This is a genomic window from Polaromonas sp. LjRoot131, assembly GCF_964252805.1.
Taxonomy (GTDB): Bacteria; Pseudomonadota; Gammaproteobacteria; order Burkholderiales; family Burkholderiaceae_C; genus Polaromonas.
This window is the reverse complement of record NZ_CAXUPF020000003.1, coordinates 420,818-436,423: the sequence shown is the minus strand read 5'-3', so window position 1 is coordinate 436,423 and position 15,606 is coordinate 420,818. Positions and strand designations below refer to the sequence as shown.

The 15,606-nt window shown below is 64.4% G+C and carries 17 protein-coding genes; 9 read left to right on the top strand and 8 right to left on the bottom strand.

What is annotated here, in order from left to right; all coding sequences use genetic code 11:
* The first annotated feature begins 52 nt into the window (after positions 1-52).
* The 3 genes from ACSQ27_RS16705 (at position 53) to pth (ending at position 2,627) form a co-directional block, all read left to right on the top strand.
* Positions 53-1,027, top strand: a complete 975-nt coding sequence (locus tag ACSQ27_RS16705; protein WP_436156620.1) for a ribose-phosphate pyrophosphokinase — start codon at positions 53-55, stop codon at positions 1,025-1,027.
* 111 nt (positions 1,028-1,138) lie between these two features.
* Positions 1,139-1,834 (top strand): 50S ribosomal protein L25/general stress protein Ctc, encoded by a 696-nt coding sequence (locus ACSQ27_RS16700; protein WP_436156619.1) that lies wholly within the window; start codon positions 1,139-1,141, stop codon positions 1,832-1,834.
* 151 nt (positions 1,835-1,985) lie between these two features.
* A complete protein-coding gene (gene pth, locus ACSQ27_RS16695; protein WP_436156618.1) occupies positions 1,986-2,627 on the top strand; it encodes an aminoacyl-tRNA hydrolase in 642 nt (213 codons plus the stop codon).
* A gap of 4 nt (positions 2,628-2,631) precedes the next feature.
* Here the strand turns inward: pth and ACSQ27_RS16690 are convergent, their stop codons facing one another.
* The 5 genes from ACSQ27_RS16690 to ACSQ27_RS16670 form a co-directional block, all read right to left on the bottom strand.
* The gene (locus ACSQ27_RS16690; RefSeq protein WP_436156617.1) at positions 2,632-2,901 is read right to left on the bottom strand and encodes a YfhL family 4Fe-4S dicluster ferredoxin; all 270 of its coding nucleotides are present in this window, start codon (positions 2,899-2,901) and stop codon (positions 2,632-2,634) included.
* 2 nt (positions 2,902-2,903) lie between these two features.
* Positions 2,904-3,413, bottom strand: coding sequence for a pantetheine-phosphate adenylyltransferase (coaD, locus tag ACSQ27_RS16685; protein ID WP_436156616.1), 510 nt, complete (start codon positions 3,411-3,413; stop codon positions 2,904-2,906).
* Positions 3,414-3,500: 87 nt separating this feature from the next.
* Positions 3,501-4,154 carry a 16S rRNA (guanine(966)-N(2))-methyltransferase RsmD gene (gene rsmD, locus ACSQ27_RS16680; RefSeq protein WP_436156615.1) on the bottom strand — a complete coding sequence of 218 codons (654 nt, stop codon included), beginning with the start codon at positions 4,152-4,154 and terminating at the stop codon, positions 3,501-3,503.
* Positions 4,151-5,515: a M16 family metallopeptidase gene (locus ACSQ27_RS16675; RefSeq protein WP_436156764.1), complete on the bottom strand. Its 1,365-nt coding sequence runs from the start codon at positions 5,513-5,515 to the stop codon at positions 4,151-4,153. The genes rsmD and ACSQ27_RS16675 overlap by 4 nt, the downstream gene beginning before the upstream one ends.
* A gap of 19 nt (positions 5,516-5,534) precedes the next feature.
* The gene (locus ACSQ27_RS16670) at positions 5,535-7,034 is read right to left on the bottom strand and encodes a M16 family metallopeptidase (protein ID WP_436156614.1); all 1,500 of its coding nucleotides are present in this window, start codon (positions 7,032-7,034) and stop codon (positions 5,535-5,537) included.
* A gap of 73 nt (positions 7,035-7,107) precedes the next feature.
* Between ACSQ27_RS16670 and ftsY the strand changes: the two genes are divergently transcribed.
* Positions 7,108-8,232 (top strand): signal recognition particle-docking protein FtsY, encoded by a 1,125-nt coding sequence (gene ftsY, locus ACSQ27_RS16665; RefSeq protein WP_436156613.1) that lies wholly within the window; start codon positions 7,108-7,110, stop codon positions 8,230-8,232.
* A gap of 10 nt (positions 8,233-8,242) precedes the next feature.
* Here the strand turns inward: ftsY and ACSQ27_RS16660 are convergent, their stop codons facing one another.
* The 3 genes from ACSQ27_RS16660 to ACSQ27_RS16650 are packed head-to-tail and all read right to left on the bottom strand — an operon-like array spanning position 8,243 to position 10,917.
* Positions 8,243-9,256 carry a YeiH family protein gene (locus tag ACSQ27_RS16660; protein WP_436156612.1) on the bottom strand — a complete coding sequence of 338 codons (1,014 nt, stop codon included), beginning with the start codon at positions 9,254-9,256 and terminating at the stop codon, positions 8,243-8,245.
* 51 nt (positions 9,257-9,307) lie between these two features.
* Positions 9,308-10,093, bottom strand: a complete 786-nt coding sequence (locus ACSQ27_RS16655; protein WP_436156611.1) for an inositol monophosphatase family protein — start codon at positions 10,091-10,093, stop codon at positions 9,308-9,310.
* Entirely contained in the window at positions 10,090-10,917 is an 828-nt protein-coding gene (locus ACSQ27_RS16650; protein WP_436156610.1) for a GntR family transcriptional regulator, read from the bottom strand. The genes ACSQ27_RS16655 and ACSQ27_RS16650 overlap by 4 nt, the downstream gene beginning before the upstream one ends.
* A gap of 86 nt (positions 10,918-11,003) precedes the next feature.
* Here ACSQ27_RS16650 and ACSQ27_RS16645 point away from each other — a divergent pair, with 86 nt between their 5' ends.
* The 5 genes from ACSQ27_RS16645 to ACSQ27_RS16625 all read left to right on the top strand — a co-directional run bounded on the left by ACSQ27_RS16645 (position 11,004) and on the right by ACSQ27_RS16625 (position 15,560).
* A complete protein-coding gene (locus ACSQ27_RS16645; RefSeq protein ID WP_007862870.1) occupies positions 11,004-11,285 on the top strand; it encodes a UxaA family hydrolase in 282 nt (93 codons plus the stop codon).
* Between the two features lie 148 nt (positions 11,286-11,433).
* Positions 11,434-12,609, top strand: a complete 1,176-nt coding sequence (locus ACSQ27_RS16640) for a UxaA family hydrolase (protein WP_436156609.1) — start codon at positions 11,434-11,436, stop codon at positions 12,607-12,609.
* 12 nt (positions 12,610-12,621) lie between these two features.
* A complete protein-coding gene (locus ACSQ27_RS16635) occupies positions 12,622-13,548 on the top strand; it encodes a hydroxyacid dehydrogenase (protein ID WP_436156608.1) in 927 nt (308 codons plus the stop codon).
* On the top strand, positions 13,548-14,558 hold the full coding sequence (locus tag ACSQ27_RS16630) for an Ldh family oxidoreductase (protein ID WP_436156607.1): 1,011 nt from the start codon (positions 13,548-13,550) through the stop codon (positions 14,556-14,558). The genes ACSQ27_RS16635 and ACSQ27_RS16630 overlap by 1 nt, the downstream gene beginning before the upstream one ends.
* A gap of 27 nt (positions 14,559-14,585) precedes the next feature.
* Positions 14,586-15,560 carry a Bug family tripartite tricarboxylate transporter substrate binding protein gene (locus ACSQ27_RS16625; protein ID WP_436156606.1) on the top strand — a complete coding sequence of 325 codons (975 nt, stop codon included), beginning with the start codon at positions 14,586-14,588 and terminating at the stop codon, positions 15,558-15,560.
* Positions 15,561-15,606 lie beyond the last annotated feature (46 nt).

Sequence of the window (15,606 nt, the reverse complement as noted above, 5' to 3'; positions counted from 1 at the left end):
TTTGATCAGAAATTTCAGCCACGTTCAAGTCCTTGTAGCAGCTGGGCCCCACATGCAAACGCACCATCCCGACTTCATGGTTTTTACCGGCAATGCCAATCCGAGCATGGCCTCCGACATCGCCCAGCACCTGGGCATTTCGCTGGGTGCGGCCCATGTGGGGCGTTTTTCGGATGGTGAAGTCACCGTCGAGATCCAGCAGAACGTGCGGGCTCGCGATGTGTTTGTGGTTCAGTCGACCTGCGCGCCGACCAACGACAACCTGATGGAATTGCTCATCATGGTCGACGCGCTGAAACGGGCTTCGGCCGAGCGCATCGCCGCGGTGATCCCCTACTTCGGCTACGCCCGGCAAGACCGCCGCCCGCGTTCGGCGCGTGTGCCGATCACGGCCAAGGTGGTGGCCAACATGCTGCAGGCCGTGGGCGTGTCGCGTGTCTTGACGATGGACCTGCACGCCGACCAGATCCAGGGCTTTTTCGACATTCCGGTTGACAACATTTATGCATCGCCGGTGCTGCTGGGCGACTTGCGCCAGAAGAACTACGCCGACCTGATGGTCGTCTCGCCCGACGTGGGTGGTGTGGTGCGCGCCCGGGCGCTGGCCAAGCAGCTGGGCTGCGACATGGCCATCATCGACAAACGCCGCCCCAAGGCGAACGTATCGGAAGTGATGCACGTGATCGGCGACATCGAAGGCCGCAACTGCGTGATCATGGACGACATGATCGACACGGCCGGCACGCTGGTCAAGGCCGCCGAGGTGCTCAAGGAGCGCGGCGCCAAGAAGGTTTACGCGTATTGCACGCACCCGATTTTTTCGGGCCCGGCCATAGACCGCATCGCCAAGGGTGACGCGCTCGATGAAGTGGTGATCACCAACACCATTCCGCTGAGCCCCAATGCAGAAGGCTGCAAGAAGATTCGCCAGCTCTCCGTGGCGCCGCTGATCGCTGAGACCATACAGCGCATCGCCAAGGGAGAGTCGGTCATGAGTTTGTTTTCGGACCAGGACAACCTGTTCTGATCTGAGACCAAAAGGTAGCTGCCCTCGCCCCGTGATATTTGTCATGAGGCAAAAGCAGCTTTTTAAACCAGAACGAGACTGGTCGCGGTCCGTTCTTTATTGGAGTTGATTATGAAATTCGTCGCTTTTGAGCGCGCAAAGCAGGGCACGGGTGCGAGCCGCCGTCTCCGCATCACGGGCCGTACGCCCGGTATCGTCTACGGTGGCACCGGTGAACCCACGCTGATCGAACTTGATCACAACGCGTTGTTCCACGCCATCAAGAAAGAAGCTTTCCATGCTTCCATCCTCGAGATGGAACTGGCCGGCAAAGAACACAAAGTTCTGCTGCGCGATCTGCAAATGCACCCGTACAAGCAGCAGATTCTGCACATCGACTTCCAGCGCGTGGAAGCCAAGACCAAGATGACCGTCAAAGTGCCCGTGCACTACAGCGGTGAAGAAGAGTCGCCGGCCGTCAAGACCGAGAACTGCCTGGTCAACCACGTGATCACCGAGCTGACCGTCTCCTGCTTCCCGGCCGACATCCCCGAATTCATCGCCGTCGACCTGAAGGGCCTGAAGAAGGGTTCGCCGCTGCACATCAAGGACATCACGCTGCCAAAGGGCGTGAAGTTCGTGGCCAAGGGCCAGGACAACCCGGTTCTGGTGTCTGTGTCCGCTGTTTCCGACGAAGCCGAAGCCGATGCCGCAGCAGCCGCTGCCGCAGCCGCACCGGTGGACCCGAAAGCCGCCAAGGCCGCAGCCGCCAAGGAAGCCAAAGCCGGCGCCAAGGCTGACGCCGCCAAGCCTGCCGCCAAGAAGTAATCTACTTCCCGCGCAGGCCTGAAAAGGCCCACGGCCCTTGTCCTCTTGCGGGACAAGGGCCGTTTTTCTTGGTTAGCGCTTCAACCAGAACCGCCGGCTTGCAAAGACACAAGGCCACGCACCCTAAAATTGGACAGATGGAAATCTCCAAATGATCAAATTGTTTGTCGGCTTGGGCAATCCTGGCCCCGAATACGAAGCGACCCGCCACAACGCCGGTTTCTGGTTTATTGACGCCCTGTCGCAAGAGCTGAAAGCCCCGCTGAGCCTGGACAAGAGTTACCACGGCCAGGTCGCGCGCATCACCATCAACGGCCAGAACGTCTGGCTGCTCAAGCCGCTGACCTTCATGAATGTCTCCGGCAAATCCGTGGCGGCTCTGGCGCGCTTCTTCAAGGTCGCGCCTGAAGAGGTGCTGGTGGCGCACGACGAGATGGACATCGTGCCGGGACAGGTCAAGCTCAAGTTCAGCGGCAGCCACGCCGGCCACAACGGCCTGCGCGACATCCATGCGCAACTGGGCACGGCCGACTACTGGCGCTTGCGCATCGGTGTGGGCCACCCGGGCGTGAAGGCCGAGGTGGTCAATTGGGTGCTGAAAAAACCCTCGCAGGAGCACCGCGTGGCGATCGAGGACTGCATCGCCCGCTGCATCAAAGCCGTGCCGGAGCTGCTCAAGGGCGAGATGGAAAAGGCCACGATGATGATCCACACCAGCACGCCGCCGCGGCCCAAACCGCCGCGCAAACTCGTCGAACCCGGATCCGAACCGAATCCAAAGACTGGGGATTAAACCCTCAGCGCGCCGCAATGATGGGAATCACGGCCTGCAGGCGCTGGTATTTTTCCCACAGGGTTTCCCGCGTTTCGATGTGCTGCGGGTTCAGGGGAATGCAGGCCACGGGGCAGACCTGCACGCACTGCGGTTCGTCGAAATGGCCCACGCATTCGGTGCACTTGTGCGGGTCGATCTCGTAGATCTCCTGGCCCAGGTAGATCGCCTGGTTGGGGCATTCTGGCTCGCAGACGTCGCAGTTGATGCATTCGTCGGTGATCATCAAGGCCATGCTCAGCCTCCCTTATCCGCTTTGGCCGTCCGGTACGCGGCCGCCAGGGCCGACGCCACTGCGGGGCTCACCATCTGGGCGACGTCGCCGCCCAGCTTGCTGATCTCGCGCACCAGTGTGCTGCTGATGCACTGCAGCGGCGCGTCGGGCAGCAAAAACACGGTTTCCACCTGGGGGCGCAGCTTCCGGTTCATGGCCGCCATCTGGGCCTCGTAATCAAAGTCCGTCAGGTTGCGGATGCCGCGCACCACGGCCGAGGCTTTTTGCGCCGCGCAAAAATCCATGATCAGGCCGTCAAAAGGCAGCACGGCCACGCCGGCAATGCCCTGTGTTTCGGCCTTCACCTGCGCCACGCGGGCCTCCAGCGAAAACAGGGTTTTCTTGTGGTGGGCCGCGGCCACGGCGATGACGATCTGGTCAAACAGCCCGGCCGCGCGGCGCACCACGTCGCCATGGCCCAGCGTGAAGGGGTCAAAAGTGCCGGAATAGACAGCGATGCGCGGGGTGGCCATGCTGGAATTATGCCCGCCCCACCGCTGCAACCGGGCCACTGGCCCCTTGTAACCACGCGGCAGGCAAGGCTGCGGAGACGGCAGGGTTCAGGTAGCCGGCGCCCCCAGCCCGGCCAGCAGGTGGAAATGCACGGCACCGGCCTTGCCGTTGCGGTGCAGTTTGAGGCCCAGCGGCAGCAATTCCTCGTCACTCCAGGCTTTGGGGGATTCCAGGTAGACCAGGCCGGTCGGGCCTATGGCCCGCGCCGCGGCCTGCAGCGCGGATTCGAACAGCGTGGATTCAAAGGGCGGGTCCAGCAGCACCAGTTGCAGGCTGCCAGGAGCAACGCGCTTGAGCGCGCTGAGCCCGTCGCCGCGCTCGATGCGGCACATGTCGGCCTTGAGCCTGGCCTGCACCGCCTTGAGCTGCAGCACCAGGGCCGGGTCCTGCTCACACAGCAGCACGTCGGCGGCGCCGCGCGAGGCGGCCTCAAAACCCAGCGCGCCGGTGCCGGCGAACACGTCCATGCAGCGCCAGCCCGTCAGGTCCTGGCCCAGCCAGTTGAACAGCGTTTCGCGCACGCGGTCGGGCGTAGGGCGCAGGCCGGGCTTGCTGGGCACCGGCAGCTTGGTGCGTTTGTACAGCCCGCCGATGATGCGGATTTCCCCTGGCGGCACGGTCTTGCGGCCCACCACCTTGCCGCTTTTGGGACGCGGTTTTTTACCGGCGGGGGTTTCTGTGGGTGCGGGGGTGTATTTCATGGTGCGGCGCCGAGGATAACAGTGACCATTTTCTCAGGCTGCAGCTTGCGCGCAAAGGCGGCCTTGATGTCGGCCACCGTCACCTTGTCCACCTGCTGCGTCCAGGTGTCCAGGTAATCGAGCGGCAGCTTGTTCCAGGCGATGCTCGCGATGTTGTCCAGCAGCTTGCGGTTGCTGTCGATGCGCAGCGCAAAACCGCCTATGAGGTTGTCCTTGGCGGCCTTCAGCTCGGCCTCGGTGGGGCCGTTGACGACAAAGTCCTTGACCACCTCGCGCGCCAGCTTCACCGCCTGGTCGGCCTGGTCGGGCCGCGTCTGCAGGCCCACGGTGAAGCTGCCGGCATGCAGGCCGGGCGAGAAATAGCTGTAGACGCCGTAAGTCAGTCCCCGCTTTTCACGCACTTCCCGCGTCAGGCGCGAGACAAAACCGCCGCCCCCCAGGGTGTAGTTGCCGACGGTCAGCGCAAAATAATCCGGGTCGGCGCGCTTGAAGCCGGGCTGGCCTATCAGCACATGGGCCTGCGCCGAATCAAAGGGAATGCGCTTTTCCTCGGCCTGGGCCAGTGGTGCCACTTCGGCCACCTCCGGCAGGGGCGGCAGGCTGGCGCAAGCCACCTGCGGCAGGCGCGACAGCAGGCGCGTCGCAATCGCATCGGCCTGCGCGCGCGTCACGGCGCCCACCATGCTGACGCGCGCGCGGCAGGCCACCACGCCGGCGCTGTAAAAGGCGCGCATGTCGGCCACGCTGATGCGCGCCAGCGTGGCCTCGGTCACTTCGTAGCCGTAGGGGTGCGTACCGTAAACCGCTTTCGCATAGGCACGGGCAATGACGCTGCCGGGCCGGGTGTAGGACTCCTTGAGCGAGGCCACCGTGCGCTCGCGTTCGCGCTGCCAGATGGTGCTGGGAAAGGACGGCTCGGCGATCTGGCGTGCCGCGAGCGCCACGGCCTTGTCGAGCAGTTCAGGATCGGTCAGGGAGCGCAGGGAAAAACCCAGGCGCTCACCCGTGGCGCTGGCACCGAACTGTGCCCCCAGGTCGGCCCAGGCCTCGCTGAGCGCATTTTCGTCCATGGCGGGTTCGCCGTTTCTGGCTTCCAGGCCTTTGTCCAGCATGGTCGTCGTCATGCTCGCCAGGCCCGCCTGGGCGGCCGGGTCGCGCCGGGTGCCGGCATCAAAATCGATCTGCACATCCAGCATGGCGATCGCCGGGCTTTCGACCAGGTAAATCTGCGCGCCGTTCGCCTGTGTCCATTGCTGGATGGGGATGGCCGCGTCGGCCGTTGCCTGCAGGCACAGGCAAAAAAGGCCGGCAACCCAGGGGGTGAGAGAGCTGCGAGCCCCGTTTTTCGTGGCGATGTTCATGAGGATTCGGGTGTCGGGTTCAGGAGCCGTCATGGCGGATGGGGAGCGCCGGCTTGCGGGGTTTGCGATTGGGGTCCACGGGCTGCGGCAGCAAGGAGACCTGGGTCATCTGGTCGTCGCCGAAGTATTTGGCGGCCACCGCCTGCACTTCGGCGGCGGTGACGCGGCGCAGGCCGGCAATCACGCGTTCGCTGCCGTCCAGCGGAAAGCCCTGCACCCAGTTGGAGCCCAGTTCGCGCGCCTGGCTGAACACGGAGTCGAGCTTGTAGGTCTCGCTGGCCACCCACTGGGTCTTGACGCGCTTGAGTTCCGCCTCGCTCACGCCTTCGCGCGCGACACGCGCCACTTCGCGGCGCAAGGCCTCGGCCACCTGCTGGGTGGTCTTGCCGTCCGCGGGAACGCCGTCGAGCACAAAAAGCTGCGGCCCCCGCCCCACCAGGCCATTGGAGGCGCCCGCGCCGTCGGACAGCCGGTTGTCGCCCTGCCCCAGGGCCCGTTCCAGGCGTGCGCCGCCATAGCCGTCGAGCACCGCGGCCAGAACGGTCAGGGCCAGCGCATCGCGGCTGCCCGCCGCCGTCGGTGAGGCCGGCGCGCCGGTGACCGGATCCGCAAGGTCGGCCGGCTCCAGCTTGGGCACCTTGAAGGACATGCCAACGTAAGCCTGGCTGGCGGGCGCCTTGTAGTCCAGGCGGCGCAGGCCGTCCTGCTCGGGCTCATCGCGAGGCTTGCGTACGGGCACCGGCCGGGCGGGAATGCCGCCGTAGTATTTCTCGACCAGTTTCCGGACCTTGGCGACGTCCACGTCACCCGCCACCACCACGGCCGCATTGGCCGGCACATACCAGCGCCGGTAAAAATCGCGGACGTCGGCCGGCGTCATGGCGTCCAGGTCGCTCATCCAGCCGACGACGGGACGCCGGTAAGGCGAGGCCATGAAGGTCATGGCCGTGCCCTGTTCGTGGAGCATGGCGCGCGGCGAATCCTCGGTGCGCAGGCGGCGCTCTTCCTTGACCACTTCGATCTCGCGCTTGAACTCATCATCGGGCCACTGCATATGGGCAAAACGGTCGGCCTCCAGCCGCATCACCTCTTCAAGCTTTGCGGCGGGAATCTGCTGGTGGTAACCGGTGCTGTCGCGGCTGGTGAAGGCGTTGTCGCGGCCGCCCAGCGCGGCAACCCGATTGGAAAACTCACCGGGTTTCACCGTCGGCGTGCCCTTGAACATCATGTGTTCCAGCGCATGGGCCACACCGGAGGTGCCATCCACTTCGTCCATGGAGCCGACCCGCACCCACAGCATGTGCGCCACCGTGGGCGCTCTATGGTCGGGTTTGACAATCACCGTGAGGCCGTTGGCCAGCGTGAATTTCTCCACCACCGGCACAGCGGCGGGCGCCTGTGCGAAGGCGGCGCCTCCCAGGCACAGCGCCAGCAGGGCGGCCAGGGCACGGGGAAATCGAAAAACGGGACGGGAAAGGGGTACTGGGGGCGTCAAAAGGGTTTGTCTGGGGTGTTTCATAGAATAGCTGGGTGGCGCCGCACGTTGCCCCGCAATGGTGCAACAGCCCACTAGGACTCCGCAAGCATACCCAATGTTCAGTTTTTTCAAGAAAAAATCCCCTCCCCCCGCCGCCGCGCCCTCTCCGGGCCCTGACGCCCCGACCACCGCGGCCGTGGACAGCGCAGCGGTGGCGGCCCCAGCGCCGGCGCCCGCCGGAGGTGGGTTGATAGGCAGCGCGCTGGTCACCCCCATCGCCATTCCGGTCCCGGGTGCCATCGCGCCGGAGCGTGAGCGCTGGCTGGGCAAGCTGCAGGCCGGCCTGCGCAAGACCGGCTCCAGTATTTCGACCGTGTTCACCGGCAGCCGCATCGACGATGCGCTTTACGAAGACCTTGAGACCGCGCTGCTGATGGCCGACGCCGGCACCAAGGCCACCGAACACCTGCTGGCCGACGTCAAGCGCCGGGTGCGCGAGGGCGGCATGACCCATCCGGTGGCGGTCAAGAACGCGCTGGTGGACTCCATCTCGCAGTTGCTCAAGCCGCTGGAACAGCCGCTGGTGATCGGCCAGTACCAGCCTACCGTGATCATGGTGACCGGCGTGAACGGCGCCGGCAAGACCACCTCCATCGGCAAACTCACGCGCCACCTGGCCACCGAGGGCGCTTCGGTGCTGCTGGCGGCGGCCGACACCTTTCGCGCGGCGGCGCGCGAGCAACTCAGCGTCTGGGCCGACCGCAACACCGTCGAGATCGTCAGCCAGGAAGGCGGCGACCCGGCCGCCGTGAGTTTTGATGCCGTGAGCGCCGGCAAGGCGCGCGGCAAGGACGTGGTGCTGGTCGACACCGCCGGCCGCCTGCCCACACAGCTGCACCTGATGGAAGAGCTGCGCAAGATCAAGCGTGTGGTGCAAAAGGCCGACGCCACCGCACCGCACGAGGTACTGCTGGTGATAGACGGCAACACCGGCCAGAATGCGCTGGCCCAGGTCAAGGCCTTTGACGACACGCTGCAGCTGACCGGCCTGATCGTGACCAAGCTGGACGGCACGGCCAAGGGCGGCGTGCTGGCGGCCATCGCGCTGTGGGCCCGCGAACGCGCCCTGGCTTCGCCGGCGTTGCGCCCCGTGTCGGTGTATTTCATCGGCGTGGGCGAGCAGTTGGAAGACCTGGAAACCTTTAACGCGCGCGAGTTCGCGCAGGCCCTGCTGGGCTGAAGCGCTTTCTTCAGGCGCCGCCAAGCCGCAGCAGCAACACCGCGGCCACCACAAAGACCACAATAAAGACGGTTTCGGTCACCAGCAGCGCCACCGGCTTCCAGCCCAGCTTGAGCAGGTCCTCGAAACTGGTCTTGACGCCGGCGGCGGCAATCGCCGTCACCAGCATCCAGCGCGAGGCGTCACCAGCCAGCTGAACCAGCGGCGGACTGATGAGGCCGGCACTGGCCAGCATCACCAGCACGACAAAAGCCAGCAAAAAGCCCGGCACCAGCGGCACTTCGGTTTCCGGGACCTTCACGGCCGGATGCTTGCGGTACATCACCGCCACCGCCAGCACCACGGGCATCAGCAGCATGACGCGGAACAGCTTGACCACCGTCGCCGTATCGCCGGCCTGCGGGCCCAGCATCATGCCGGCCGCCACCACTTGCGCCACGTCGTGGATGGAGCCGCCCAGCACGATGCCGGCCTGCCCCGGCAGCAGGCCTATGGCTTGCAGGCTGAAGGGGTAGACCACCATGGCCAGCGTCGACAGCACCGTGACGCCCACGACGGCTAGCAGCGTGAAGCGCTCGTTCTCTTTGGTCTGGGGCAGCACAGACGAAATCGCCAGCGCCGCCGACGCGCCGCAAATCGCCACCGCGCCACCTGAAAGCAACCCCTCATCGCGTGAGCACTTGAGCCAGCGCGCCAGCAGCAGGCCCAGCCCTATGGTGAGCAGCACCGCCAGCACGATCACCGCCGCGGTCCCCAGGCCCAGCTGGGCCACCTGCGAAAAGGTGATGCGCGCACCCAGCAGCGCCACGCCGACGCGCAGCACCACACGGCCGCAAAAACCTATGCCTTTGGCCGTCTGGGGGTTGCTGTTGAGGAAATGAAAGGCCAGGCCTATCAGCAGTGCATACAAAAGTTGCGGCCCGCCGTAATGCTCGGAAACAAAAGTGGCCGCCAGCGCAATCACCATGCACACCAGCACACCGGGGAAATACGAAGCCAGCTGCAAGCGCCATTTGAGAATCATCGGGACCCAGTCAAAATAAATCAGGAAGAGATCGGCAAGGCGATGCCCGCCTCATGGGCGCTTGAGCACGTCTTCGAGCAAGGCGGCGCCGGCCGGGCTGCCGGCCACCAGCATGCGGCTTTCCAGCAGGGGCAAGCCGTCCATCGCATGCATCACGGCACCGGCTTCGCGCAGCAGCACCGCGCCGGCCGCCGCGTCCCAGGCGCCCATGCCGCGCTCCCAGAAAGCATCGACCCTGCCGGCCGCGACATAGGCCAGTTCCAGCACCATCGCGCCGCTGCGGCGAACCTGCCCGAAGATCTTCAGCACGCGGCCGAATTCGGCGAGGTAGTCATCCATGAAGGGCGCACCGGGTTTGGGAAACACCGTGGCGACCAGGCACTGGCCCGGCAGGCGCGGCTCGGCGCAGGCGATGCGCTGCCCATTCAGCCGGGCGCCCAGGCCGTTCGCGGCCGTGAAGACTTCATCGCGCGAAGGATCGACCACCACGCCCAGCACAGGCTCGCGCCCCACGCAGAGCGCAATCGACACCGCGTACTGTGGATAGCCGCGCGCGAAATTCGCCGTGCCGTCAATCGGGTCGACCAGCCAGGTAGGCTGGTCCGTCAACTCGCCGCCGCCCTCCTCGCCGACAAAGCAGCCCTCCGGCAGGGCCTGCTGCAAGGCTTCCTGCAAATCCTCTTCCACTTCGCGGTCAAAGCGCGTGACCCAGTCACCGGGCGCTTTTTGGCTGACGTCGGCCGGCCGCAGGGCAACTCGCGCCTGCCTGATGCGGACGGCCGCTTCCATGCCGGCAAGCCGGGCTTTTTCCAGTAAAAAACCAAGGTCCATGCTCATGCTTTCTTGGACAGCACACTGACATAGTCGTGTGCCTGGGTGTTGATGGTCGACACGCGGTACTCCACCGGCTTGTCGCCAAAGGTCAATGCCAGCCGGTGCACCTCCATGACCGGGGCGCCCGCCGCCACGCCCAGCACGCGGGCCGTGGCCTTGTCGGCCGCCGCCGCGCGTGCGCGCTCCTGGGCGCGCAGCACGGTGATGCCGAAGTCGGTCTGGTAGAGCGCGTAAATCGTGCTGGGCCTTTCGACGAAGCGCTTTTCGGTGAGGTTGCGAAACAGGGCCGCCGAAATCGAGAGCCTGTCGTGCATCACCACGCGGCCGCCCAGGGCGAGCCGGTTCTCCACCCTGAACACGGGCTCGCCGGCCTTGATGCGCAGGGCGGTGGATTCGAACTCGGTCGCCCGTTCGCGCGCAAAGGCAATGCAGTCGATCTCGGGGTAGTCGCGGTCGCGCGCCGCATCGTCGTCGCCGAAGTTCCAGCGCGGCTCGACATGGAAAAACTGGAACATGAAGCGGGCATTGGTGTGCGGCGCCACAAAAGTGCCCTTGCCCTGGCGGCGCAGCAACACGTGCTCATGCACCAGTTCGTCCACCGCATGGCGCAGTGTTCCCACGCTCACTTGCAAAGTCCCCGCGATTTCGGTCTCGCTGGGCAGGGGTTTACCCGGACCGTAGTGCCCCGCTTCTATGAGTTTTTGCAGCTCGCGCTTGACCTGGCGGTACAGCGGCAACGCGTCCCCGCCCGCCAGCGGGCGCAGGGGAGTGGATAGTTTTTTTTCGATCACGGCCGCCATTGAAACACCGATGGCCGGGTCGTACAAGTCATATATATGAGTGAATTGACAAGGCCCCGACCGTCCATAAAACTGGCGGCTCGAATTAACCCAGGCCCCTTGATGGAGAACCCATGATTCATTTTGTATTGCATGACGCCAAAGACACCGTGGCCGTTGTGGTGGTGGAAGGTGTGAAGGCGGGAACCGCCATGACCGGCTGGATCATGGACGAGGACCGCATGATCAATGTGCAGGCCCAGCAGGACATCCCCATAGGCCACAAGGTGGCGCTCAAGGACATGGCCGTCGGCGATACGGTGCTGAAGTACGGCATCGACATGGGCAAGGTCGTCGCCAACATCAAGGCGGGCCAGCATGCACACGTACATAACATCAAAACAAAGAGGTGGTAGTTGATGGCTTGCCTGGCTACTGCGCGGGCGGGATGCTGCGTTGCAAATCCTCGCCGGGCACAAGCCCGTCTGCGGTTTGCGCCTTGCCTGCCGCCCGCTCGCTACGCCATCCAAACCATCAACTCTCAAAAACTTTAAAGGACTCCTCATGTCAGTGATTAACAAAGACACCACATTTCTGGGTTATCGCCGCGAGAACGGCCGCGTCGGCGTGCGCAACCACGTCATCATCCTGCCGCTGGACGACCTGTCCAACGCGGCCGCCGAGGCCGTGGCCCACAACATCAAGGGCAGCATGGCGATCCCGCACCCCTACGGCCGCCTGCAGTTCGGCGCCGACCTGGAGCTGCACTTCCGCACGCTGATAGGCGCGGGCTGCAACCCCAACGTCGCGGCCGTGGTGGTGATCGGCATTGAAGACAGCTGGACCAAAAAGGTGGTCGACGGCATCGCGACCACCGGCAAACCCGTGATCGGCTTCGGCATCGAAGGCCACGGCGACCACGAAACCATCATGAAAGCTTCCAAGGCGGCGCGCGAATACGTGCAATGGGCCAGCGAGAAGCAGCGCGAGGTCTGCGGCATCTCCGAACTCTGGGTCTCCACCAAGTGCGGCGAGTCCGACACCACCTCCGGCTGCGGCGCCAACCCCACGGTGGGCAACGCCTTCGACAAGCTGCACCCGCTGGGCAACTACCTCTGCTTCGGCGAGACCTCGGAAATCACGGGCGGCGAAAAAATCGTGGCCGACCGCTGCGCCAGCGACGCGGTGCGCGACCAGTTCATGTTCATGTTCAACCGCTACCAGGACATGATCAACCGCCACAAGACCAGCGACCTGTCCGACTCGCAGCCGACCAAGGGCAACATCGCCGGGGGCCTGACGACCATCGAGGAAAAAGCCCTGGGCAACATCCAGAAGATCGGCAAGGTCTGCACCGTGGACGGCGTCATCGACAAGGCCGAGAAGCCCACGCATCCGGGCCTGTGGTTCATGGATTCGTCCAGCGCCGCCGCCGAGATGGTGACCTTGTGCGCGGCTTCCGGTTATGCCGTGCACTTCTTCCCCACGGGACAGGGCAATGTGATCGGCAACGCCATCGTTCCGGTGATCAAGATCTGCTCGAACCCGCGCACCGTGCGCCTGATGAGCGAGCACATCGACGTGGACACCTCGGGCCTGCTGCAGCGCGAGATCACGCTGGACCAGGCCGGCGACAAGCTGCTGGAGAACATGTTGCGCACGGCCAACGGCCGCCTGACCTCCGCCGAAGCGCTGGGCCACCGCGAGTTCGTCTTGACCCGCCTGTTCGAATCAGCGTAAAGCGGAGGACGCATGGCGCGCATAGTCATCTGTGAATTCATGGACGAGCGCGCCGTGGCGCGGCTTGAGGCGGCACACGAGGTGCTCTACGACCCGCAACTGGTGGGTGATGCCACCCGCCTGCGCGCCGAGGCGGCCAAGGCCGATGCGCTGGTCGTGCGCAACCTGACGCAGGTACGCGGCGAGCTGCTCGCAGCGCTCACGCGCTGCAAGGTGGTGGGCCGGCTCGGTGTCGGGCTGGACAACATCGACGTGCCGGCCTGCGAGGCCAAAGGCATCAAGGTGATCCCCGCCACCGGCGCCAATGCGCTCAGCGTGGCCGAATACGTGATCGCCAGCACCATGCTGCTGCTGCGCGGCGCCTTTGCCTCCAGCGCGGCGGTGGCCGCCGGCGAGTGGCCGCGGGCGGCGCTGGGCAACGGGCGCGAAACCGCCGGGCAAACACTGGGCATCATAGGTTTCGGCTCCATAGGCCAGACCACGGCGCGCCTGGCGCGTGGTCTGGGCATGCAAGTGATCGCTTACGACGCGATGCTGGCGCCCGATGCGCCCCTCTTCGCGCAGGCCGGCGTTCGTCATGCCGGGCTGGACGAACTCATCAGCAACGCGGATGCCGTCACATTGCACGTTCCCCTGGTGGATACGACGCGCGGGCTGTTCAACGCGGCTCGCATCGGCCAGATGAAAAAAGGGGCCGTGCTGATCAATACGTCACGGGGCCACATCGTCGACGTCGCTGCTGTCAGCGCGGCACTGCGGTCGGGGCAACTGGGCGGTGCGGCCATCGATGTATTCGACGTCGAGCCCCTGCCGGCGAGCGCGGCCTTGCAAAGCTGCCCCAATCTGTTGCTTACACCACACATATCGGGTGTCAGCATGCAATCAAATGAACGCGTATCGTTCATGATTGCAGACAAGGTGATGGAGAGCCTGAAGTAATGGTCCAACTGTCTATTGAGGAAGCAACCCGACTGGCCACGCTGGCGCTGCGCAAGGCGGGCGCGGCGCAGGCCATGGCCGCCACCACCGCGAGAGCACTGGTTCGCGCCGAAGCACAGGGGCTCGCTTCGCATGGTTTAAGCCGCGTGCCGCAATACGCCACCCATCTTCGCAACGGCCGCGCAGACGGCCATGCCGTCGCCGTCGTCGCGCACAAAAAAGGTGCGGCGGTGCTGGTGGATGCAAGGCAGGGCCTCGCCTTCCCCGCCTGCGACCTGGCCATCTCCACAGCCATCACCACCGCCCGGGAACTGGGCGTGTGCTTTGCAGGAGTGACCAACAGCCACCATTGCGGCGTATTGGTGGACCATCTGCGCGCCGCAACCGATGCGGGCCTGGTGGGCCTGGGCTTTGCCAATGCACCGGCGGCCATGCCGGCGGCAGGCGGCAAACATCCGGTATTTGGAACCAACCCGATTGCCGCCGCCTTTCCCCGCAGGAATGCCGACCCCCTGTTGATTGACCTGTCACTGAGCGAAGTGGCGCGCGGCAAGGTGATGGTTGCAGCCAAGGAGGGCAAGGCCATTCCGCTGGGCTGGGCGCTGGATGTACAAGGCCGGCCCACAACGGACGCACAGGCGGCCCTGGAAGGCTCCATGCTGCCGCTGGGTGCCGTGAGCAGCCCCAAAGGTTCCATGCTGGCGCTGATGGTGGAGCTGCTGGTGACAGCCGTGATTGGCGCGCAGTTCGCTTTTGAGGCATCATCGTTTTTTGTCGATGAAGGTAATCAGCCGCGTATCGGCCAGGCTTTCATCCTGATTGACCCGGGCGCGCTTGCAGGCGCTGACACCTATTTTGAACGCATGGAAACCGTGATCGCCGAAATGCTGCTGGATGAAGGCGTACGCCTGGCCGGCGCGCGGCGCCTCGCACTCGAAACGAAAGCACTACAGACGGGACTCAGCATTCCCGACGCACTCAAATCACAGTTGGATCAGTTAGTGGGTTAACAATTATTCAATCAAGAGGAGATAGGCATGAAGCGTCGTGACATCGTATTGGCATCAGCAGGTGCAGCCCTGACGGGCGTTCCGGGCCTGGGGCTGGCCCAGCAGACCTTTCCCAAGCCAGGCAGCACCATCAAGTATGTGGTCCCGTTCACGCCCGGCGGGCTGACCGACATGATGGCCCGCACGGTTGCCCAAAAGCTCTCCGAAGCGTGGAAAACTTCCGTGATTGTCGAAAACAAGGCCGGTGGAAACGCGCAGATCGGCGCCGAATTGGTCGCCAAATCACCGCCCGACGGCAATACCATCCTGGCCATCACGTTGACGCACGCCGCAAACGTGTCTCTCTATCCCAACGCACCCTTCAGTTTCACCAAGGATCTGCGTCCTGTCGCCCTGCTGGCCAATTCGCCGATGCTTGTGGTGGTTCCCACCGCCAGTCCCATCAAGGACTTCAAGGACCTGATGGCGGTGTCCAGAACCAAGCAGCTGAGCGCGGGCTCGAGCGGCAACGGCACCCCGGCGCACCTGACCATGGCTTTGTTCAACGAGCTGAACAAGACGAAGATGATCCATGTGCCTTACCGCGGTGGCGCGCCATCGATGGTCGACCTGATCGGCGGCCAGCTGGACGTGGTCTTTTCCAACTATCCGGAATCGATCGCCCATGTCAAAGGCGGCAAACTGCGCGCGATCGCGATCTGCAGCCTGGGCCGGCACCCGGGGGTGCCTGATGTTCCGACCGCCCTGGAAGCGGGCATGCCTGGTCTCTTTGTCGAGAACTGGACAGGCGCCATGCTGCCGGCCAAGACACCGGATGACATCGTGGATAAATTCTCGCGTGAGATGATCAAGATCATGTACAGCGCTGAAGTGGAAGAACGCGCCAAGCAGCAAGGCTTTCGTGTCTCACAAAAAGGTTCAGAAGAGTTCGGCCGCTTCCTGAAAAGCGAAATAGACCGCTGGAGCCGGATTATCAAGACCGCGAAAATCACGCCAACCTGATCGGCAAGCGGAGCTGCCAGGCACAAAGTTCGCAGGCCGCTCCCGG

Bases quoted from the DNA above. Each gene is read 5' to 3' on its own strand.
- ACSQ27_RS16635 (WP_436156608.1), top strand. From the start codon at position 12,622: ATGGCGCGCATAGTCATCTGTGAATTCATGGACGAGCGCGCCGTGGCG.
- coaD (WP_436156616.1), bottom strand. From the start codon at position 3,413: ATGGCCACCCCGCGCATCGCTGTCTATTCCGGCACTTTTGACCCCTTC.
- ACSQ27_RS16630 (WP_436156607.1), top strand. From the start codon at position 13,548: ATGGTCCAACTGTCTATTGAGGAAGCAACCCGACTGGCCACGCTGGCG.
- ACSQ27_RS16690 (WP_436156617.1), bottom strand. From the start codon at position 2,901: ATGGCCTTGATGATCACCGACGAATGCATCAACTGCGACGTCTGCGAG.
- ACSQ27_RS16675 (WP_436156764.1), bottom strand. From the start codon at position 5,515: ATGAACATCGCCACGAAAAACGGGGCTCGCAGCTCTCTCACCCCCTGG.
- ACSQ27_RS16625 (WP_436156606.1), top strand. From the start codon at position 14,586: ATGAAGCGTCGTGACATCGTATTGGCATCAGCAGGTGCAGCCCTGACG.
- ACSQ27_RS16645 (WP_007862870.1), top strand. From the start codon at position 11,004: ATGATTCATTTTGTATTGCATGACGCCAAAGACACCGTGGCCGTTGTG.
- rsmD (WP_436156615.1), bottom strand. From the start codon at position 4,154: ATGAAATACACCCCCGCACCCACAGAAACCCCCGCCGGTAAAAAACCG.
- ACSQ27_RS16700 (WP_436156619.1), top strand. From the start codon at position 1,139: ATGAAATTCGTCGCTTTTGAGCGCGCAAAGCAGGGCACGGGTGCGAGC.
- ACSQ27_RS16670 (WP_436156614.1), bottom strand. From the start codon at position 7,034: ATGAAACACCCCAGACAAACCCTTTTGACGCCCCCAGTACCCCTTTCC.
- ftsY (WP_436156613.1), top strand. From the start codon at position 7,108: ATGTTCAGTTTTTTCAAGAAAAAATCCCCTCCCCCCGCCGCCGCGCCC.
- pth (WP_436156618.1), top strand. From the start codon at position 1,986: ATGATCAAATTGTTTGTCGGCTTGGGCAATCCTGGCCCCGAATACGAA.
- ACSQ27_RS16655 (WP_436156611.1), bottom strand. From the start codon at position 10,093: ATGAGCATGGACCTTGGTTTTTTACTGGAAAAAGCCCGGCTTGCCGGC.
- ACSQ27_RS16640 (WP_436156609.1), top strand. From the start codon at position 11,434: ATGTCAGTGATTAACAAAGACACCACATTTCTGGGTTATCGCCGCGAG.
- ACSQ27_RS16705 (WP_436156620.1), top strand. From the start codon at position 53: ATGCAAACGCACCATCCCGACTTCATGGTTTTTACCGGCAATGCCAAT.
- ACSQ27_RS16660 (WP_436156612.1), bottom strand. From the start codon at position 9,256: ATGATTCTCAAATGGCGCTTGCAGCTGGCTTCGTATTTCCCCGGTGTG.